Source organism: Actinocatenispora comari, from assembly GCF_017312725.1.
In the GTDB taxonomy this organism is placed as follows: Bacteria; Actinomycetota; Actinomycetes; order Mycobacteriales; family Micromonosporaceae; genus Actinocatenispora; species Actinocatenispora comari.
Genome location: NZ_BOPO01000064.1, coordinates 42,650 through 59,467, shown reverse-complemented (window position 1 = coordinate 59,467; position 16,818 = coordinate 42,650). Strand labels below are relative to the sequence as shown.

Sequence of the window (16,818 nt, the reverse complement as noted above, 5' to 3'; positions counted from 1 at the left end):
GTCAGAGCGTCTCGGTGACCTTCTTCAGGCCACGCGGCGCGTCCGGGTCCTCGCCCCGGGCCAGCGCCAGGGCCAGCGCCAGCCGCTGCATCGGCACGATGTCCAGCAGCGGGGAGAACCGCTCGTCGACCGCCGGCGTACCGATCCGGACCGCGTGCGCCGGCAGCCCGGCCGCCTCGCCGTTGCCGACCACCAGCACGTCGGCGCGTCGCTCGGCGAGCCGGCCGAGCACCTCGGACATCGACCGCCCGCCGGGGCCGTCGCCGACCATCGCGAGCACCGGCACGTCCGGATCGGTCATCGCCAGCGGGCCGTGCAGCAGGTCGGCACCGGAGAACGCCAGCGCGGACAGGTAACTGGTCTCCATCAGCTTCAGCGCCGTCTCCCGTGCCGTCGGGTACGCGTAGCCGCGGCCGGTGGTCACCAGCCGGTCGGCGAACCGGTACCGCGCGGCGAGCTGTGTCGGCGTCGGGTCCTCGATCAGGGTGCGGGCCAGCTCCGGCAGCCGGTCGAGCTCGGCCCGGTCGGCCGCGTCCAGCTGACCGGACCCGGTCCGCATGCCCTCGACGAACAGCAGCAGCGCGAGCAGCTCGGCGGTGTAGGTCTTGGTGGCGGCGACCGCGCGCTCCTTGCCGGCGAGCACGTCGAGGTGCAGCTGCGCCGCGTCGGCCAGCGGCGAGCCGGGGTTGTTGGTGACCGCCAGGGTGTGCGCGCCGGACTCGCGGGCCACCCGGACCACCTCGGTCAGGTCCGGCGAGCCGCCGCTCTGGCTGACCCCGACCACCAGCGCGTCGCGCAGGTCGGGCCGCGCCCCGTACACGGTGATCGAGGACGGGGAGGCCAGACCGGCGGGGATGCCGAGCCGGATCTCGGTCAGGTACGCGGCGAACAGCGCGGCGTGGTCGCTGGTGCCGCGCGCGGTGAACAGCACGAACCGCGGCGACAGCTCGGCCACCTGGCGGGCCACCGCCGCGATCGGGGCGAGCCCCTCGGTGAGCAACCGCTCGTACCCGGCCGCCTGCTCGGCGATGTCGGCGGCCATGCCGGCGCCGGCCTCCCGCGCGGTGTGCTCCACCATGTTCGCTCCTTCCGTGCCCGGTTTCCCGGTGCCGGTGCCGGGTCCTTCCCGCAGCACGCAGTTCCTGGTACGGATTGTGCACGAGGCCGCTCGAAGTTGCCAACTATCGCGCTGGATCGTGCAGTGATCCTTCACCTTGTGCGCGCAGCCGCCGCGCGCATTCGGCCGCCGAGCGCGCACCGCGACGCGCGCGCCGGTCCGGCCCGCGGGCCCGCCCGTGCCGGACCCGACCGCCGGACACGACGAAGGGCCCCGCAGATGGCGGGGCCCTTCGTCGATCGTCGGCGTGCGGAGAGCTACTCGATCACGGCGATCAGGTCGCCCTCCTGCACCACGTCGCCCTCGTTGACGTCGATGCTGGCGACCGTGCCGGCCGACTCGGCCAGCACCGGGATCTCCATCTTCATCGACTCCAGGATCACCAGCGTGTCGCCGTCGGCCACCGCATCGCCGGCGGCGGCGACCACCTTCCACACGTTCGCCACCATCTCGGCGCGGATCTCGTCGGCCATCGCCAGAACCTCCCGGTTGAACGCCCTTGTCCGACCCGCCCGCGAGCTGCCCGCCCGCGGCGGTCCCGCCGTATCAAACCACGCCCACGCGCCAGTGGTGGCACCGGCGACACGTCGCCGGGGGCGGTACGGCTCGGGGTGCGCTGCGCCACCCGGCACGGTGGTCGGGATGGCGGCGCCGGTAGCCTTACACGCCGTACCGGTACGAGGGCCGGCTCGCCGGCGAGGAGGAGACATGGCCAAGAAGTCTCGGAAGAAGAAGGCCCGGAAGAAGAGCGCCGCCAACCACGGCAAGCGCCCCAACTCCTGACCCGTCCGGCCCGGCGCGCACCGGCGCCGGACCGGCCGAGAAGCCGCGTGACCCGGCGGGATTCGCCCGCCGGTCCCGGCGGTCCCGACCACGTCGGGTGGCCAGTTGCCGCCGGATCGGTCGTCAGCTGGCGGTGTCGGGCTCGACCACCAGCTCGCGCAGCCGGGTGATGAGCCGGGCCTTCAGCTCCACCGGGGCGTGCTCGCCGCCGCAGCAGCGCGCCACCAGCACCTTGACCTCCTGCTCGATGCCGTACTCCCGCAGGCAGGGCGTGCACTCGTCCAGGTGCTCCCGGATCACCTCACGGCGATCGTCGGTGCACTCCAGATCGAGGTACAGGTACACCTCGTTGAGCACGTCTCGGCAGTCGGTCTCGTGCGGATCTCCGCAGCTCACGAGCGCACCTCACTTCGCACGGTCGTCATGCTGCCCACGCACCTCGTCGTCGCCTGCACGACGTCACACCTCCTGCCCGGCCGGCGCCGAGCTCGCGCGCGAGATGCCCCGGTCGTGTGCGTACGTCTCGAGCATCTGGCGCAGGTTGCGTCGACCGCGGTGCAGCCGGGACATCACCGTGCCGATCGGCGTGTCCATGATCTCCGCGATCTCCTTGTACGAGAAGCCCTCGACGTCGGCCAGGTAGACCGCCAGCCGGAACTCCTCCGGGAGCTGCTGCAGCGCGTCCTTCACGTCGGAGTCCGGCAGGCGGTCCAGCGCCTCGGTCTCGGCCGAGCGCAGCCCGCTGGACGAGTGCGAGCCCGCCTCGGCCAGCTGCCAGTCGGTGATCTCCTCCGTCGGCGCCTGCACCGGCTGACGCTGCCGGCGCCGGTAGGAGTTGATGTACGTGTTGGTCAGGATGCGGTAGAGCCACGCCTTCAGGTTCGTGCCCTGCTGGAACTGGTGGAAGGCGGCGTAGGCCTTCAGGTAGGTCTCCTGCACCAGGTCCTCGGCGTCTGCCGGGTTGCGCGTCATCCGCAGGCCAGCCGCGTACAGCTGGTCCACGAACGGCATCGCGTCCTGCTCGAACCGGGCGCGCCGGCGTTCCGGCGTCTCGGTAGGCGTCACGTGATCGTCCCCCCTCGACCGCACCTCGGCCGAGGATACGCCGAGCCGACCCACGCCGGAGCCGCTCACGCCCGGGGTGTCGGCGGACACGCTCGGGGTCCACTCGGGTGCCGTCAGCAGGCTGCGCAGCCGGGCCGAATCACCCGTCCTGGCGCTACGAGCCGTTACCACCACAATTGCTCCCTCCGTCCCCGGGCCGCCCCGGGGCGCGTCAACTGGTGACAACGCCCGCGGTGGTGGTGGCATTCCACCGGCAGCCGGCGCCGGCCCGGTGCGCCGGCTCACGCCGGGGCCCGCCGCTCGGTGCGGCGGCTCAACCCACTCGCCCCGCCGGCTCACGCTGCTCGCCAGCCGGCTCACACCCGGGGCGCGCGCTCGGTGCGACGGCTCAGACGTCCCGGCGCGCCGGCGCACGGCGGCGTGGGCGGGACCAGCCACGCTCGGCGAACCAGTCGCGCACCACGGCGGCGACCCCGGCCGGGTCGACGCTGAGGCCGTGTCGCTCCCCCGGCCGTACCACCACGCGCACGGTGCCCGACGACGGCGGTACGCCGAAGGGGTCGCGGTCGCCGTTGACGACCAGCGTGGGCAGCCCGGTGTCCAGCTCCGGCAGCCGGGACTTCTCCGGTTTGCCCGGTGGGTGCAGCGGGAACGCCAGTGCCAGCACCCCGGACGCGTCGAGGGCGCGGGCGGTGCGACAGGCGACCCGGGCGCCGGACGAGCGGCCACCGACCACCAGCGGTACCGCCGGAAGATCGGCCCGCAGCGCGGTGACCGCCTCGACGAACGCCTCGTCCAGGTGGTTGGCGGGCGCCGGCGCGCGGCGACCGGCCACCCGGTACGGCTGGGTGAGCCGGGCGATCGCCACCCGTGCGGGCAGCAGCGCGTCGCGCACCGCGACCAGGTCGACCGCGTCCACTCCGCCGCCGGCGCCGTGCCCGAGCACCAGCAGGCTGCGCGGCGCCGACGGCAGGTCGAGCTCGATCCGCGCCGCACCACGCGAGGTCTGCAGTGCCTCGACTACGGCATCGCGGGAGCCGGCTCCGGGGTGTTTTCCGATCGCCATGCCACCAGCATGGCGCGCCGCTCCCGGGGCGTGGTGCCACCCCAGACTCCGTTGCAGTCCCCCTGGTCGAGTGCCCAGGCGAGGCAGGCGCCCTGCACGTCGCAGGAGCGACAGAGGGCGAGCGCGACGTCGGCGGGTTCACTCGGCGCAGGGAAGAACGTCTCCGGGTCGACCGTCTGGCAGCGCCCCTGGGCACGCCAGGCGAGGTCTCCCAACCGGTCGCGCCGAGCCCTGAGCAACCGAGGGTCCCGGCATGCCGCCGCGACCTCGTGCGGGCGGGGCATCCGCGCCCGGGTCATGTGCCACCTCCGAGCTGGGTGGGGCAGTGGTGGGTGGTGCGGCGTCGAGGCCGCGGGGCTGTGTTTTACCCCACCACGCAGACCACACGCAAGGGTTGTCGGCGCGCCCACTGTCACCGTTCGCCACCAAACCGACCATTCGCCCGCGATTTTGCTGGTCATCGTGGTACGCCCGGCGACCTCGTCCGATCAGCGGAGCGAGCCGGGGCCGCCTCGACACCGGGCGCGTATCGTCCACAGTCGATGCCCGTACCGTTCGGCGGCCACACCCTCGCCCGCCGCGGGTGCGGTCACGAACCTGCCCTCACCCGGGCAGACTGGGATGATGAGTACGAGCGGGGGTCCGGCAATGCCGGCAGCGGACAAACCGGGCAGGCGACTTCCCAGCAGTCGACCGCCCCGCCGGGCCCGGACCGACGAGCCGAAAACGCCGGTGCCCTGGGCGACGCCGACGGCGAACCAGCCGGTCGACACCACCGTGCCGGTACCGGGCTCGAAGTCGATGACGGCCCGCGCGCTGCTGCTCGCGGCGATCTCGATGGGGCCGAGCACGCTGCAGTTCCCGTCCGAGTCCCGGGACTCGGTCGTGCTGGCCCGTGGGTTGCGCGCGATGGGCTGTCACGTGTCCAGCGCGGACGACGAGCAGTGGCTGCTGCGGCCGCGGCCACTGGCCGGCCCGGTACGGGTCGACACGGAGCTGTCCGGCGCCGCGACCCGGTTCCTGCCGCCGCTGGCCGGGCTGGCGAGCGGGCCGATCTCGTTCGACGGTGACCCGGTGCTGCGCCAGGCCCGGCTCGAACCGCAGCTGGCCGCGATGAGCAGCCTGGGCATCCGGGTGGACAGCGCGACCGGCGGGCTGCCGCTGACGGTGCACGGCGTCGGGCACGTGCCGGGCGGCGCGGTCAGCCTCGACTCCTCCGCCTCCAGCCAGATGGTGTCCGGGCTGCTGCTGGTGGGCGCCGACTTCGACCAGGGGCTGCGGGTGCGGCACGAGGGCCCACCGCTGGCCGGTACCCCGCACGTCGAGCTGACGGTGACGATGCTGCGGGCGGCCGGCGCGGCGATCGACGCGTCGGTACCGGACAGCTGGGAGCTGCGGCCGGGCCGCCTGACCGGGCGGGCCTGGACGATCGAACCCGACCTGGTCGCGGCCGCGCCGTTCCTCGCCGCCGCGATGGTGACCGGCGGCACCGTGCGGGTACCGCGGTGGCCGACCCGGGCGGCGCAGCCGACCGCGGCGCTGCAGGAGGCGCTCACCGGCTTCGGCGCCCGGTGCACCCACACCACCGACGGGCTGGTGGTGGCGGGCTGCGACAAGCCGCACGGCGCGGACGTGGACGTGGCCCGGCTCGGCGAGCTGGTGCCGGTGCTCGCGGCGATCGCGGCGCTCGCCGACGCCCCGTCGTACCTGCGCGGGGTGCGCCGGCTGGCGGGTGAGCCGGACCTGGTCAGCGGCGTGTGCGCGGGGCTGGCGGCGCTGGGTGGCGCGGTCGAGGAGGCGCCGGACGGGCTGCGGATCACGCCCCGGCCGCTGCACGGCGGCGTGTTCGACACCCGCGGCGACCACCGGCTCGCGTACGCCGGGGCGGTGCTGGGCCTCGCGGTGCCCGGGGTGCAGCTGTCCGACGTCGGTACCACCGCGAAGAGCCTGCCGGGCTTCCCGTCCCGCTGGCACCGGATGCTCGCCGGCTGACCCGGACGGCCGCGTCCGGGGGTGCCGGCGAGGGCCGCCGGATAGGGTCGCGGGCAGCAGGGTCAGTCTCGACGCCGGCGGGCATCGGGCGACGCGACGAGATGCCGGGTGGGTGGATGGCAACGGTCAAGCGCCGGGAGTACGACGAGGACGACGTCCGGGTGCGCCCGGGTCGCGGTTCTCGCCCCCGGACCCGGATCCGTCCCCGGCACGCCGACGCCGCCGGCGGGTTCGTGGTCGGCGTCGACCGGGGCCGGTACACCTGCGTGCTGGACGAGGGCGGCACGGTGACCGCGATGCGCGCCCGGGAGCTGGGGCGCAAGTCGGTGGTGGTGGGCGACCGGGTGGCGGTGGTCGGCGACCTGACCGGGGCGGCCGGCAGCCTGGCGCGCATCGTCCGGATCGAGCCGCGCCGCTCGGTGCTGCGGCGTACCGCGGACGACGACGACAACACCGAGCGGGTCATCGTGGCCAACGCCGACCAGCTGGTGATCGTGTCCTCACTGCAGGATCCGCCGCCGCGGACCGGGTTCATCGACCGGTGCCTGGTCGCCGCGTACGACGCGGACATCGAGCCGCTGCTGTGCCTGACCAAGGCGGACCTGCCGGCGGCCGACGAGGCCCGCTCGGAGCTGCTGGACTACTACGCCGACCTGGACCTGCCGCGGGTGGACACCCGGCCGGACCGGCCGCTGACCGAGCTGGTGGACCGGCTCGCCGGCCAGCTGTCGGTACTGGTGGGCCACTCCGGCGTGGGCAAGTCGACGCTGGTCAACCGGCTGGTGCCGGGCGCGGACCGGGCGGTCGGGGTGGTCAGCGCGATCGGCAAGGGGCGGCACACCTCGACCAGCGCGGTGGTGTTGCCGCTGGTCGACGGGGACGGCTGGCTGGTGGACACGCCGGGCGTGCGGTCGTTCGGCCTGGCACACGTGTCGGCCGCGTCGCTGCTGTCCGGGTTCCCGGACCTGGCCGAGGGTGCGGCGGACTGCCCGTCGGGCTGCTCGCACGGCCCGGACGCGCTGGACTGCGGGCTGGACGCGCTGGTCGCCGCCGGGCGGGCCTCGGCGCGCCGGCTCGCCTCGTACCGGCGGCTGCTGGCCTCGCGGTCCGGCGCCGAGTGGTGACCCGCCACGGTGGTGAGTGGTGACCCGCCGCGGTGGTGAGTGGTGACCCGCCGCGGTGGTGAAACGGCGATCGCTACCCACTGGTAACGAGAACGGCGGAAGTCACCACTCTGGGCGATGGTTGAGAAGAATTTCTCCAGGATCTCTTGAGCTGCCCGTCCCAAGGTGAGAATCTGTGCCGTATCCAGCCTGATTTGGAAGTTCGTTTCGGACTCGTACCCGATGCCCGGACAGGCACCGAACGGTCCGACACCGACCTCCGCCCCCCACTGTGGCTGGAACACTCAGGAGGTTCAGTCATGACCGGTTCCCCAGCCCGGCGGATCAGACGCCTGGTGATCGCCGCGATCGGGATGGCCAGCGCCGCGGTGATGAGTCTCGGCCTGGCCGCCCCCGCCCACGCGGCCACCTACGTCAAGGGCATGGACGTCTCCGGCTACCAGGGCAACGTCAACTGGTCGGCCGCCTGGAACAACGGCGGACGCTTCGCCTACGTCAAGGCGACCGAGGGCACGGGCTACATCAACCCGTACTTCGCCCAGCAGTACAACGGGTCGTACAACGTGGGCATGATCCGCGGTGCCTACCACTTCGCCCGCCCGAACATCTCCTCCGGCGCCACCCAGGCCAACTACTTCGCCGCGCACGGCGGCGGCTGGTCGGCCGACGGCAAGACGCTGCCACCGGCGCTGGACATCGAGTACAACCCCTACAGCGGCGGCACCTGCTACGGGCTGTCGCACGCCGGCATGGTCAGTTGGATCCGCGACTTCTCCAACACCATCAAGGCGAAGTACAACAAGTACCCGATGATCTACACGACGTTCGACTGGTGGAACACCTGCACCGGCAACTCCAGCGCGTTCGCCTCGACGAACCCGTTCTGGATCGCCATCTACCGCTCCACCCCGCCGACCTCGATCCCGGCCGGCAGCGCCACCTGGACCATGTGGCAGTACGCCGACTCCGGCACCTTCCCCGGTGACCAGGACTACTTCAACGGCGACATGACCCGGCTCAAGGTGCTCGCCACCAACCACGACTGATCGGCTCGCGGTACCCGCCTCGGCGCCTCTCGCAGCAGCGAGGGGCGCCGAGCGCCGTTCCGGCTCAGATGTCGACGGGACCGCCGGTACGCCAGTAGATGCCGTGCTCGCGGGACATCAGCTCCTCGTCCACCAGGTACCGGCGCAGCGACGCGTAGTCGTGGTACCAGGCGCGCAGGACCGCGTCGACGGCGCGCTCCGGGTACCGCACGCCGGGTTCGAAGCAGGCGGCCAGGTGCTCCAGCACCACGCGCCGCTTGCCGCGTGCGGCCGGGATGCTCACCAGCCGCCCGTCGGTGACGAACGCGCGCAGCACCGCGTCCCGGTTGTCGTCGGGATCCAGCCGCTCGGCCGGCGCGGCGGTCAGGTTGTCCCGTACCGCGGTCTTGAACACCGACAGGTCCGCGGCCAGCACGCCGCCGTGCTCGGTCACCAGGCCGCGATCGGTCAACACCCCCAGGGCCCGGACCACGTCCCGGGCGACCAGTCCGGTCGCCTGGGCCACCGCACTGGGCGAGGTGGCACCGAGCGCGACCGCGGCGTACGTCTTGACTCGCTCCGGCTCGGCCAGCAGCCGGCAGATGGTCTCCGGGTTCATGATCCGATTATCCGTGCGGCGCGGCCAAGCGGCACGCCGTCGGCGCGCGGCCGGTGCCGGCGCGGGCGGCTGCGGCACCGTGCTGTGCGGGTACCTCTAGAGTTCTCGGCATGACCCGCGCCCACGACGACCACCTCGACGACCTGTCGCTTGCGCACGTGCTCGCCGACGCGGCCGACCGCATCTCGATGGCCCGGTTCCGCGCGCTGGACCTGCGGGTCGAGACCAAGCCGGACCTGACCCCGGTGACCGACGCCGACTCGTCGGTGGAGGAGTCGATCCGGGCGTCGCTGGCCCGGGCCCGGCCGCGCGACTCGGTGCTCGGCGAGGAGTTCGGGGCGAGCGACCCGGGCGACTGGCGGGGCAACCGGCAGTGGATCGTCGACCCGATCGACGGGACGAAGAACTTCGTCCGCGGGGTGCCGATCTGGGCCACCCTGATCGCGCTGTTCGCCGGCGGCCGGCCGGTGGTGGGCCTGGTCAGCGCACCGGCACTGGGTCGCCGCTGGTGGGCCGCACTGGGCCACGGCGCGTACGCGGGGCGCAACGCCACGCACGCCAGTCGGATCGGCGTGTCCGGGGTGAAGTCGCTGTCCGACGCGTCGTTCTGCTACTCGTCGCTGACCGGCTGGGAGCAGCGCGGCAAGCTCGACGGGATGCTGTCGCTGACCCGGCGCTGCTGGCGGTCCCGGGCGTACGGCGACTTCTACGGCTACATGCTGCTCGCCGAAGGCGCGGTGGACGCCGTGGTGGAGCCGGAGCTGTCGCTGTGGGACGTGGCGGCGCTGATCCCCATCGTCACCGAGGCGGGTGGCAGTTTCACCGATCTGGCTGGCACGCCCGCGCCGGGCGACGGCAGCGCGGTGGCCAGCAACGGGCCGCTGCACGGCGAGCTGCTCACCACACTGAGCGACTGACGGTAGCCAGTTCGACACGGTACGAGCTTGCCTGGCGACCGTCGGCGGTCAGGCGGCGACGGGCGGTCGTCGCGGGTTTCCCGGCCGGACAATCACCGGTGTCGATGCCGTGGCGGGTAGCGCATATCCTCGCCCCGTGATGTCTGTGGGTTGGCTGAGCCTGTTCGCGATGATCCTTGCGTACGGCGTGGCCAACCTGCTGCAGTCCGTCGCGGCCAACCGGGTGCAGGTGCACGACACGCTGCACCCCGGCCTGTTCGTCCGGCTGGCCGGCCACAAGACGTACGTGATCGGCGTGGTGCTGCAGTTCGTCGGCTTCCTGCTCGCCTTCCTCGCCCGCCGTGACCTGCCGCTCTACCTCGTCCAGGCGTCCTCGGCGGCCGGTATCGGGGTGATGGTGGTGCTCGGCGTCGTCCTGCTGCGCTGGCGCATCGTGCCGCTGGAACTGGGCCTGATCCTGCTGCTGTCGGTCGGCATCGCCGCCCAGGTGCTCGCCGCGAAACCCGGCCCGGCCCACCGCATCGGTACCGTCGGGGCGATCGTGCTGCTCGCCGCCATCGGCGCCATCGGCGCGCTCGCGCTGCTCGCGGTGCGGCTGCGCGGCTCGGTCGGGTCGGTGGCGCTCGGCTCGTTGGCCGGGATGGCGTTCGGGGCCGGCGCGATCGCGTCCCGGCCGCTCGCCTCGGCGCCCAGCCTCAGCGGGCTGGCCACCAGCCCCCTGCTCTACCTGCTGATCCTGCACTCGATCCTGGCCCAGCTGCTGCTCGGACTGGCCATGCAGCGCGGCAGCGCGACCGCCGCCGTGGCGGCGATGGACGCCGCGTCGGCGATCCCGGCGGCGGTGGTCGGGCTGCTGTTCCTCGGCGACGGCATCCGGGCCGGCATGCACTGGATCGCCCTCGCCGGGTTCTGCGTCTCGCTGTGCGCGGTGCTGCTGCTCAGCCGGTACGCCCGGCCGCAGCCGCGGCGCATCGCCGCCGGCCGGGTCACCGCGTTCGGTCCCGCCGACGTGCACTGACCCGTCGAGCACCGTGGTGGCGCGGAGGCTGGTGCGAAACCTCGTGCTCGGCGCTCCCCCACGGCCGCTCAGCCGAAGCCCGGCGGTGGGGTGGCCTCCCGCAGGGCCCGGCGGCGGGCGTGCCGGCGCAGCGCCACGACCAGGCAGACGATGCCGGCGAACAGCAGGCCGCCGCACGGGCAGGCGAGCGCGGCGACGATACCGCCGACCAGCCGCGGCCCGCTGAGCATCGCGCCGATCGCCAGGTCCTTCCGACCGTCCGGGCTCGTGCAGGTCAGCCGGTAGTCACCGGCCCGGTCGGCACGCAGCTGGTAGGCGGCCGACCAGGACTCGTCGCCCTGGCTCATGGTCAGCCCGGACGTCTCGGCCAGCGTGAGCCCGGCCGGGTTGGCCGTACAGTGCAGCTCGCCGCCGGCGGTGTCCCCGGAGACGTACAGGGTGCGTTGCTGGCCGGCGGACAGCGACAGGCGCACGGTCTGCCCGGTCTCGAACCGCTGCAGGTGACCGAGCGCCGGACGCAGCGCGAACAGGAACGCGCCGATCCCGGCGGCGACGCCGAGCACCAGCACCGCGATGGCGATGCCGTACCAGAGGCGGCGGGGTCGGATCGTCGGCTGGTCGGTCATCGGTTCAGCCTGCCAGGCCGGCGCCAGTCGCGGTGACCGCCGCGCCCGCGTCGCCACCGTCGCGCCGGTCGGCGGCGACGGCGGGCGGACGGGTCAGCGTTCGGCGGCCGGGCCGAGGACCGGTTTGAGGTCGACGATCGGGGTGCCGTCGAGCGCCTCCAGGCCGGCGACCCGGATCCGCAGCCCGTCGATCGCGCGGATGGTGACCCGGTGCAGCCCGATCGGGTTCGGCCGGTCCGGTGAGCGGGTGGCGAACACGCCGGTGACCGGCCGGTCGGTGTCGCCGCGCGGATGCACGGCGAGCACGCCGCGGTCGGCCCGGTGCAGCCAGGTCAGCACCAGGACGTCGGTGCCGACCGCGAGGTCGCGCATCGCCTCGGTCAGGTCGGGCTCGAACACCAGCCAGGCGTCGGGCGCGCCCTCGTCGCCCTGCCGGGGCGCCTGGTCGCGCCGGGTCAGCGGCGACTCGACCCGTCCCACGGGTCGAATCAGGTAGTCGTCTCGGTCGGTGTCGTCGATGGGCACGGTCGTCCTCCCTGTCTCGGCCGATCGCGTCTCGGCCGATCGCGCCGCGGTCGACCACCGCAACGCGTCCACCCCCATGATCCGCCCATGGCGTCAGGTGGCCTGGTCCAGGACCGAGGGGTCGGCTTCGAGGAGGCGGGGGCTGCCGCCGTCGCGCGGATCCAGCAGCAGGTACGCGGTGTCCGGCAGGTCGCGCAGGAACTCCGGCGTCGGCGCGTACCGGGCGGCGCCGGGCGCCGCGGGCGGTACGTCCGGCCGGCACGGGTGCGGCGGCAGCGGCGGCACCGGCGGCGGTGCCGGCAGCCGGCCGGGCGGTTCCGGCTCGACACCGCCGCGGCGGACGGTACCGGTCGTGGCGGCGCGGCGGCCGGCGGTGCGGTCGGCGACGAGCAGTTCGATGCCGGCGGGCAGCAGCCGGGCGGCCTGGCTCGCCTGGGCGGCGCCGTGCTGGCGCATCAGTACGGTCGCGTCGGTACCGGTGGGTGCCGTGCTGTCGGCGCGCAACCGCCGGTACAGCAGCAGCAACCGGATTCCGCGGCGGCGGGCGAGCGTGTCGAGCCGTTCCAGCTGCGCGCGACGCAGCCCGTCGGCGCCCGCGACGACCAGCAGCCGGGCCGGGCCGGACTCGGTGGGTACCAGCCGGCGCACCTGGTGCAGCAGGGTGCCGGCGAGGATCTGCGCGAGCAGCCCGGTGGACAGGTCCTCCTCGTCGCCGGCGAGTTGCATGACCCGCAGCTGGGCGTGCGGATCCCGGTACGGCCGCACGCCCGGGTCGTGCTCCTCCAGCAGCGCGAGTTGCTCGGCCGCGGCGGCCAGCCGGCGCAGCCGGCTCGCGGCCGTCTGGTTGCCGACCTGGCGCAGCGCGGCGGCGAGGTTGGCGCGTTCGGCCGCGGTCAGCGCGTCGCCGTCGGCGACCGCGCCGTTGAGTGCCCGCAGTGCGGCGCCGACCCGCCGGAAGGTGATCGGCCCGCGCAGCGCGGTCACCGCCTGGCCGACCAGCGCGGCGTCGCCGGACCGGTCACCGGTGTCGGAGTCGCGGTCCACCGCGTGTACCGCCTCCGCCAGTACCGTGCCGACCTGCGCCGGGGCCAGGTCGGCGAGCAGCCCGACGGCGGGCAGGTGGTCGGGCAGGGTGAGCAGGTCGAGGCGGTGGCCGGCGGCGCCGGCGGCGCGGATCAGGTCGCGCGCGGCGCTGCTGCCGGTCAGGTCGAGGATGGTGACCGAGCCGCCGGAGCCGATCACCGAACCGGCCACGGTGGACAGCAGGGCGGCCCAGCCGCGGTCGGTGCCGCCGTACACGTCGACGTGGTCGGCCCCCGCCGGGCGCAGCGGCCGCCACCGACCGGCCGGTACCTCGGGTGCGGGCGCCGGGATCGGCTCGATGCACCGGGCACAGCCGCGCAGCCAGCGCTGGTGTGCCGCGTCGGCGTGGCGGGCGGCGAGCCGCCGGGGCAGGACCAGCACCGCGACGCCGGCCAGCGCGAGCACGGCACAGCCGGTACCGGTCAGCGCCAGGGCCCCGCTGCCCAGCACGGCGGCGAGCACGAGCGTGGCGACGGCGAGCGCCGCGGCGGCGAGGGTCGGCCACCGGTACCGCAGCGTGTGGCGACCGGCGGCGGCGTAGCGCTGCGCGGCGGCGGGCAGCCAGTCCGGCTCCGGTACCGGTGGGGTCGCCGGCGCGGCGCGTTCCGGGGCCGGCGCGGGCTCCAGCCGGTACTCCCAGCCCCACCGCTCACCGGGAGCGAGCAGCGCCGTGGACCGACGCTCGGTGCGGTTCACGACGACTCCCCCGGTCGGTCCGCCTGGTCGACCGGTTCCGGGGTGGTGGGCCGGTCGGTGGACGGGGGTCCGCCCGCGACGTCGGTCGGCGGGGTGGGTTCGTCGGTGCTGGTGCGCATCGGGCGGTCCCGGGCGAGGCGGTCCAGTTCGGTGCCGAGGCGGTGCAGCCGGTCGCTGGCGGCGCGGTGGGCGGCGTCGCGGCGCTCGTCGTCGGCGCCGGTGAACCGGCGGTCGCAGCCGCCGCAGTGGGTGGCGAGCCGGTCGCTGATCGCCGGGCACGCCGGGCAGCGCCGCCGGGTCAGCTCGGCGCGCTCGGCCGCGGCCCGTTCGTGCAGGTCGGCGGCGGCCGCACCGCGATCGGCGGCGGCCCGCAACCGGCCGGGCAGTTCGGCGTCGGACAGCGGTCGGCCGTCGACGGACAGGGCGGCCTCGGCGAGCCTGGCCAGGGCGCGCCGGCCGGCCCGGCCACCCGCGGGGTCGGCGCCGACGGTGACCAGCAGCGGGTACCAACCGAGTACCGCGAGGCGCAGCGTGCCGGCGGCGGGGTGACGATGCCAGCGCCGGGCGAGCACGGGGTCGGCGTCGTCGTACGGGCGCCAGCCGTCGGCGGCGGTGACCGCGGCGTCGAGTACCGCCACGGCCGGCTCGGTCAGGTACGGCACGGGCAGCAGCAGGTGCGCGTAGTGCCGCCCGGTCCACCGTCGGCGCAGCGACACGCCAGCCGGCTCGGTCACCTGTCCCTCCCGCGCCACCCGCCCGTCATCCTCACGCTCCGTGTGCGCAAGAAAGCACGCACCGGGTGGGAAACAGCCCATCCGGTCGGCCGCGAGCCTATCTTCACCCGGGTACCGGCCGGCAACGGAGGCGTCCGTCGGCACCACGGTCACGCCCCGGCAACCGGACATTCGACCGATAGGTCGCCAACCGCGGTGCGGATGGTGGGATCGGTCCCGAATCGGCTCGGTAAGGGACAGGTTCAGCACTTACCATCCACGCACGAAGAGGTGCTGGTCGGCACGCGTGCCGACCCGGACCTCTGCGGGCTGCCGGGGGCCACGCGGCGGGCGCCACCCGCCGACCGGGTCGCGAGGTGACGGGGGGAGGTGCGTCGCGGTTCCCGCGCGGCCGGCACAGGGATGCCAACACAATGGCGGGCAACGGCAGTTGTGGTGGGATCTCGATACCGGCGCGATCCGCGTGGTCGCGCACCGTGTGTCACGGGGAGGCGCTCATACCGTGCTGGAGGCCGTCGGACTGCGACCGCCGGAATGGCGTACGTACCACGTACTGATGCGGATGCCCACGAGCACCGCGGACGAGCTCGCCGAGCGGTTGGGGCTGGGGACCGACGAGGTCGCCGCCGCGCTGACGGTGCTGCAGCGGCGCGGTGCGGTGACCCGCACCCCGGACGACCCGCACCGGTTCCGGGCGGTACCGCCGGATCTGGCGTTCGGGCCGGAGCTGCGGCGCCGGCAGCGCGACCTCGCCGTGGTCGAGGAGGCCGTCGACCGGCTGTCCGCCGAGTACCGCAACCAGCTCGCGCTGCGCGGCACCGGCGACCTGATCGAGGTGGTGTTCGGCGAGGCGATCGGGCCGCGGATCGCGGAGCTGGAACGCAAGGCGCAGCAGGAGGTCTGCGCGATCGTCAAGACGCCCACGTTCGCGCTGGAGGCGTCGGAGAACGTCGCCGAGTTGGAGGGGCTGCGCGCCGGGGTCACCTTCCGCACCATCTACCCGCGCGAGGTGCTGACGATGCCGGGCGACCCGTTCCGGCTGTCGGAGTCGGTGGAGATGGGCGAGCAGGCCCGGGTCATCGGCGAGACACCGCTGAAGATGATCATGGTGGACCGCTCGGTCGCGGTGGTGCCGGTGTTGCCGGCCGACTCGACCGAGCCGTCGGCGCTGCTGGTCTACCCCAGCGGGCTGCTGGATGCGCTGGTCGCGCTGTTCGAGGCGATGTGGGGCAACGCCACGCCGCTGCTCGCCGCGCCCGGCGACACGGTACGGGAGGCCAACGACAACGCGCCCTCCCCGCAGGACCTGCACCTGCTGTCGCTGCTGCTGGCCGGGCTGACCGACCAGGCGATCGCGGCGCAACTGGGGCTGTCGATGCGTACCGTGCAGCGGCGGGTGCACGACCTGATCGAGCTGGCCGGGGTGCGTACCCGGCTGCAGCTGATCTGGCGGGCCGCCCACCGCAACTGGCTGTGATCCCGACGCGGGGGCGGCGGCGCGTCAGGAGGTCCAGGTGTTGCCCGTGATGCGCTCGTACGCCTCCTGGTAGCGGGCCCGGGTGGTGGCGACGACCTCGGCCGGGATCTCCGGGCCGGGATAGGTCTTGTCCCAGCCCGGCACCGCGGCCGCCCACTCGCGCAGGAACTGCTTGTCCATCGCCCGCTGCGGCCGGCCCGGCTGCCACTCGTCGATCATCCAGAACCGGGACGAGTCGGAGGTGAGCACCTCGTCGGCCAGCACCAGCTGCCCGTCGGCGTCGACACCGAACTCCAGCTTGGTGTCGGCGACGATGATGCCGCGCTCCCGGGCGAGCTCGGCGCCACGCCGGTAGACCTCCAGGGTCAGCTCGCGCAGCCGGTCGGTCAGCTCGGTACCGAACTGCGCGGTGACCTCGTCGAGGGTGATGAACTCGTCGTGCCCCTCGGTGGCCTTCGTGGTCGGGGTGAAGATCGGCTCGGGCAGCTTCGACCCCTCGACCAGCCCGGCCGGCAGCTGCACCCCGGACACCGACCCCTGCTTCTGGTACTCCTTGAGGCCGAGCCCGGCGAGGTAGCCGCGGGCGATGCACTCCACCGGCAGCATCGTCAACGGCCTGCACCGCACCGCGCGGCCGGCCCACTGCGCCGGTACGTCGGTGCCGGAGAGCACGTGGTTGGGCACCAGGTCGGCGAGCCGGTCGAACCACCACAGCGACAGCTGGGTCAGCAGCTTGCCCTTGTCCGGGATCGCGGTGGGCAGCACGACGTCGTAGACGGAGATCTTGTCGGAGGCGACCAGGATGATGTCGCCATTGTCGTCTTCGTACAGGTCACGGATCTTCCCGCTGTACACGTGCTTCACCGCTGCTGCTCCTGTTCCGGTCCCGGTCGGCTGGCCAGTGCGTCCTTCCTGGTCAGCCTCCCACGGCGCGGCCGGGGCGGGTCGGTC

At 74.0% G+C, this 16,818-nt stretch carries 19 protein-coding genes; 7 read left to right on the top strand and 12 right to left on the bottom strand.

From position 1 onward, the window contains the following. Position 1: 1 nt before the first annotated feature. Together NUM_RS18580 and NUM_RS18575 are read right to left on the bottom strand one after the other, a co-directional pair. Positions 2–1,042: an SIS domain-containing protein gene (locus NUM_RS18580; RefSeq protein WP_207126193.1), complete on the bottom strand. Its 1,041-nt coding sequence runs from the start codon at positions 1,040–1,042 to the stop codon at positions 2–4. A 332-nt stretch (positions 1,043–1,374) separates the two neighbouring features. Continuing rightward, positions 1,375–1,596: a biotin/lipoyl-binding carrier protein gene (locus tag NUM_RS18575; protein ID WP_207126192.1), complete on the bottom strand. Its 222-nt coding sequence runs from the start codon at positions 1,594–1,596 to the stop codon at positions 1,375–1,377. A 229-nt stretch (positions 1,597–1,825) separates the two neighbouring features. Between NUM_RS18575 and NUM_RS37935 the strand changes: the two genes are divergently transcribed. After that, positions 1,826–1,900: a 50S ribosomal protein bL37 gene (locus NUM_RS37935; protein WP_369814844.1), complete on the top strand. Its 75-nt coding sequence runs from the start codon at positions 1,826–1,828 to the stop codon at positions 1,898–1,900. A 123-nt stretch (positions 1,901–2,023) separates the two neighbouring features. On the opposite strand, the gene rsrA is transcribed toward NUM_RS37935, so the two are convergent. The 4 genes from rsrA to NUM_RS18550 all read right to left on the bottom strand — a co-directional run bounded on the left by rsrA (position 2,024) and on the right by NUM_RS18550 (position 4,330). After that, positions 2,024–2,296: a mycothiol system anti-sigma-R factor gene (rsrA, locus tag NUM_RS18565; protein WP_207126145.1), complete on the bottom strand. Its 273-nt coding sequence runs from the start codon at positions 2,294–2,296 to the stop codon at positions 2,024–2,026. Between the two features lie 63 nt (positions 2,297–2,359). Beyond that, complete coding sequence (locus NUM_RS18560; protein WP_370467015.1) at positions 2,360–3,211, bottom strand: sigma-70 family RNA polymerase sigma factor; 852 nt, start codon at positions 3,209–3,211, stop codon at positions 2,360–2,362. Between the two features lie 142 nt (positions 3,212–3,353). Next, positions 3,354–4,031 (bottom strand): alpha/beta hydrolase family protein, encoded by a 678-nt coding sequence (locus NUM_RS18555; RefSeq protein ID WP_225918677.1) that lies wholly within the window; start codon positions 4,029–4,031, stop codon positions 3,354–3,356. Next, complete coding sequence (locus NUM_RS18550; protein WP_035298069.1) at positions 3,986–4,330, bottom strand: WhiB family transcriptional regulator; 345 nt, start codon at positions 4,328–4,330, stop codon at positions 3,986–3,988. Before NUM_RS18550 ends, NUM_RS18555 begins: the two co-directional genes overlap by 46 nt. 433 nt (positions 4,331–4,763) lie before the next feature. On the opposite strand from NUM_RS18550, the gene NUM_RS18545 reads away from it, so the two are divergent. The 3 genes from NUM_RS18545 (at position 4,764) to NUM_RS18535 (ending at position 8,193) form a co-directional block, all read left to right on the top strand. After that, complete coding sequence (locus NUM_RS18545; RefSeq protein WP_225918676.1) at positions 4,764–6,023, top strand: 3-phosphoshikimate 1-carboxyvinyltransferase; 1,260 nt, start codon at positions 4,764–4,766, stop codon at positions 6,021–6,023. Between the two features lie 197 nt (positions 6,024–6,220). Continuing rightward, on the top strand, positions 6,221–7,147 hold the full coding sequence (gene rsgA / locus NUM_RS18540; protein ID WP_207126188.1) for a ribosome small subunit-dependent GTPase A: 927 nt from the start codon (positions 6,221–6,223) through the stop codon (positions 7,145–7,147). Positions 7,148–7,446: 299 nt separating this feature from the next. Beyond that, on the top strand, positions 7,447–8,193 hold the full coding sequence (locus NUM_RS18535; protein ID WP_207126144.1) for a lysozyme: 747 nt from the start codon (positions 7,447–7,449) through the stop codon (positions 8,191–8,193). A 64-nt stretch (positions 8,194–8,257) separates the two neighbouring features. Here NUM_RS18535 and NUM_RS18530 read toward each other — a convergent pair whose 3' ends face one another. Then, positions 8,258–8,791: a DUF2087 domain-containing protein gene (locus tag NUM_RS18530; protein ID WP_207126143.1), complete on the bottom strand. Its 534-nt coding sequence runs from the start codon at positions 8,789–8,791 to the stop codon at positions 8,258–8,260. Between the two features lie 110 nt (positions 8,792–8,901). Between NUM_RS18530 and hisN the strand changes: the two genes are divergently transcribed. Both hisN and NUM_RS18520 read left to right on the top strand, forming a co-directional pair. Continuing rightward, on the top strand, positions 8,902–9,708 hold the full coding sequence (hisN, locus tag NUM_RS18525) for a histidinol-phosphatase (protein ID WP_207126142.1): 807 nt from the start codon (positions 8,902–8,904) through the stop codon (positions 9,706–9,708). Positions 9,709–9,877: 169 nt separating this feature from the next. Then, positions 9,878–10,726: a hypothetical protein gene (locus tag NUM_RS18520; protein ID WP_225918685.1), complete on the top strand. Its 849-nt coding sequence runs from the start codon at positions 9,878–9,880 to the stop codon at positions 10,724–10,726. 68 nt (positions 10,727–10,794) lie between these two features. Here NUM_RS18520 and NUM_RS18515 read toward each other — a convergent pair whose 3' ends face one another. The 4 genes from NUM_RS18515 to NUM_RS18500 form a co-directional block, all read right to left on the bottom strand. Then, positions 10,795–11,352 (bottom strand): hypothetical protein, encoded by a 558-nt coding sequence (locus NUM_RS18515; RefSeq protein WP_207126140.1) that lies wholly within the window; start codon positions 11,350–11,352, stop codon positions 10,795–10,797. Between the two features lie 93 nt (positions 11,353–11,445). After that, the gene (tsaA, locus tag NUM_RS18510) at positions 11,446–11,877 is read right to left on the bottom strand and encodes a tRNA (N6-threonylcarbamoyladenosine(37)-N6)-methyltransferase TrmO (protein ID WP_225918675.1); all 432 of its coding nucleotides are present in this window, start codon (positions 11,875–11,877) and stop codon (positions 11,446–11,448) included. Positions 11,878–11,970: 93 nt separating this feature from the next. Further along, complete coding sequence (locus tag NUM_RS18505) at positions 11,971–13,656, bottom strand: hypothetical protein (RefSeq protein ID WP_207126138.1); 1,686 nt, start codon at positions 13,654–13,656, stop codon at positions 11,971–11,973. Beyond that, a complete protein-coding gene (locus tag NUM_RS18500) occupies positions 13,653–14,390 on the bottom strand; it encodes a hypothetical protein (protein ID WP_207126137.1) in 738 nt (245 codons plus the stop codon). The genes NUM_RS18505 and NUM_RS18500 overlap by 4 nt, the downstream gene beginning before the upstream one ends. 40 nt (positions 14,391–14,430) lie before the next feature. Between NUM_RS18500 and NUM_RS18495 the strand changes: the two genes are divergently transcribed. Next, entirely contained in the window at positions 14,431–15,867 is a 1,437-nt protein-coding gene (locus NUM_RS18495) for a helix-turn-helix domain-containing protein (protein WP_308440577.1), read from the top strand. A gap of 24 nt (positions 15,868–15,891) precedes the next feature. On the opposite strand, the gene NUM_RS18490 is transcribed toward NUM_RS18495, so the two are convergent. Next, positions 15,892–16,731 (bottom strand): phosphoribosylaminoimidazolesuccinocarboxamide synthase, encoded by an 840-nt coding sequence (locus tag NUM_RS18490; RefSeq protein ID WP_207126135.1) that lies wholly within the window; start codon positions 16,729–16,731, stop codon positions 15,892–15,894. Positions 16,732–16,818: the final 87 nt, after the last annotated feature.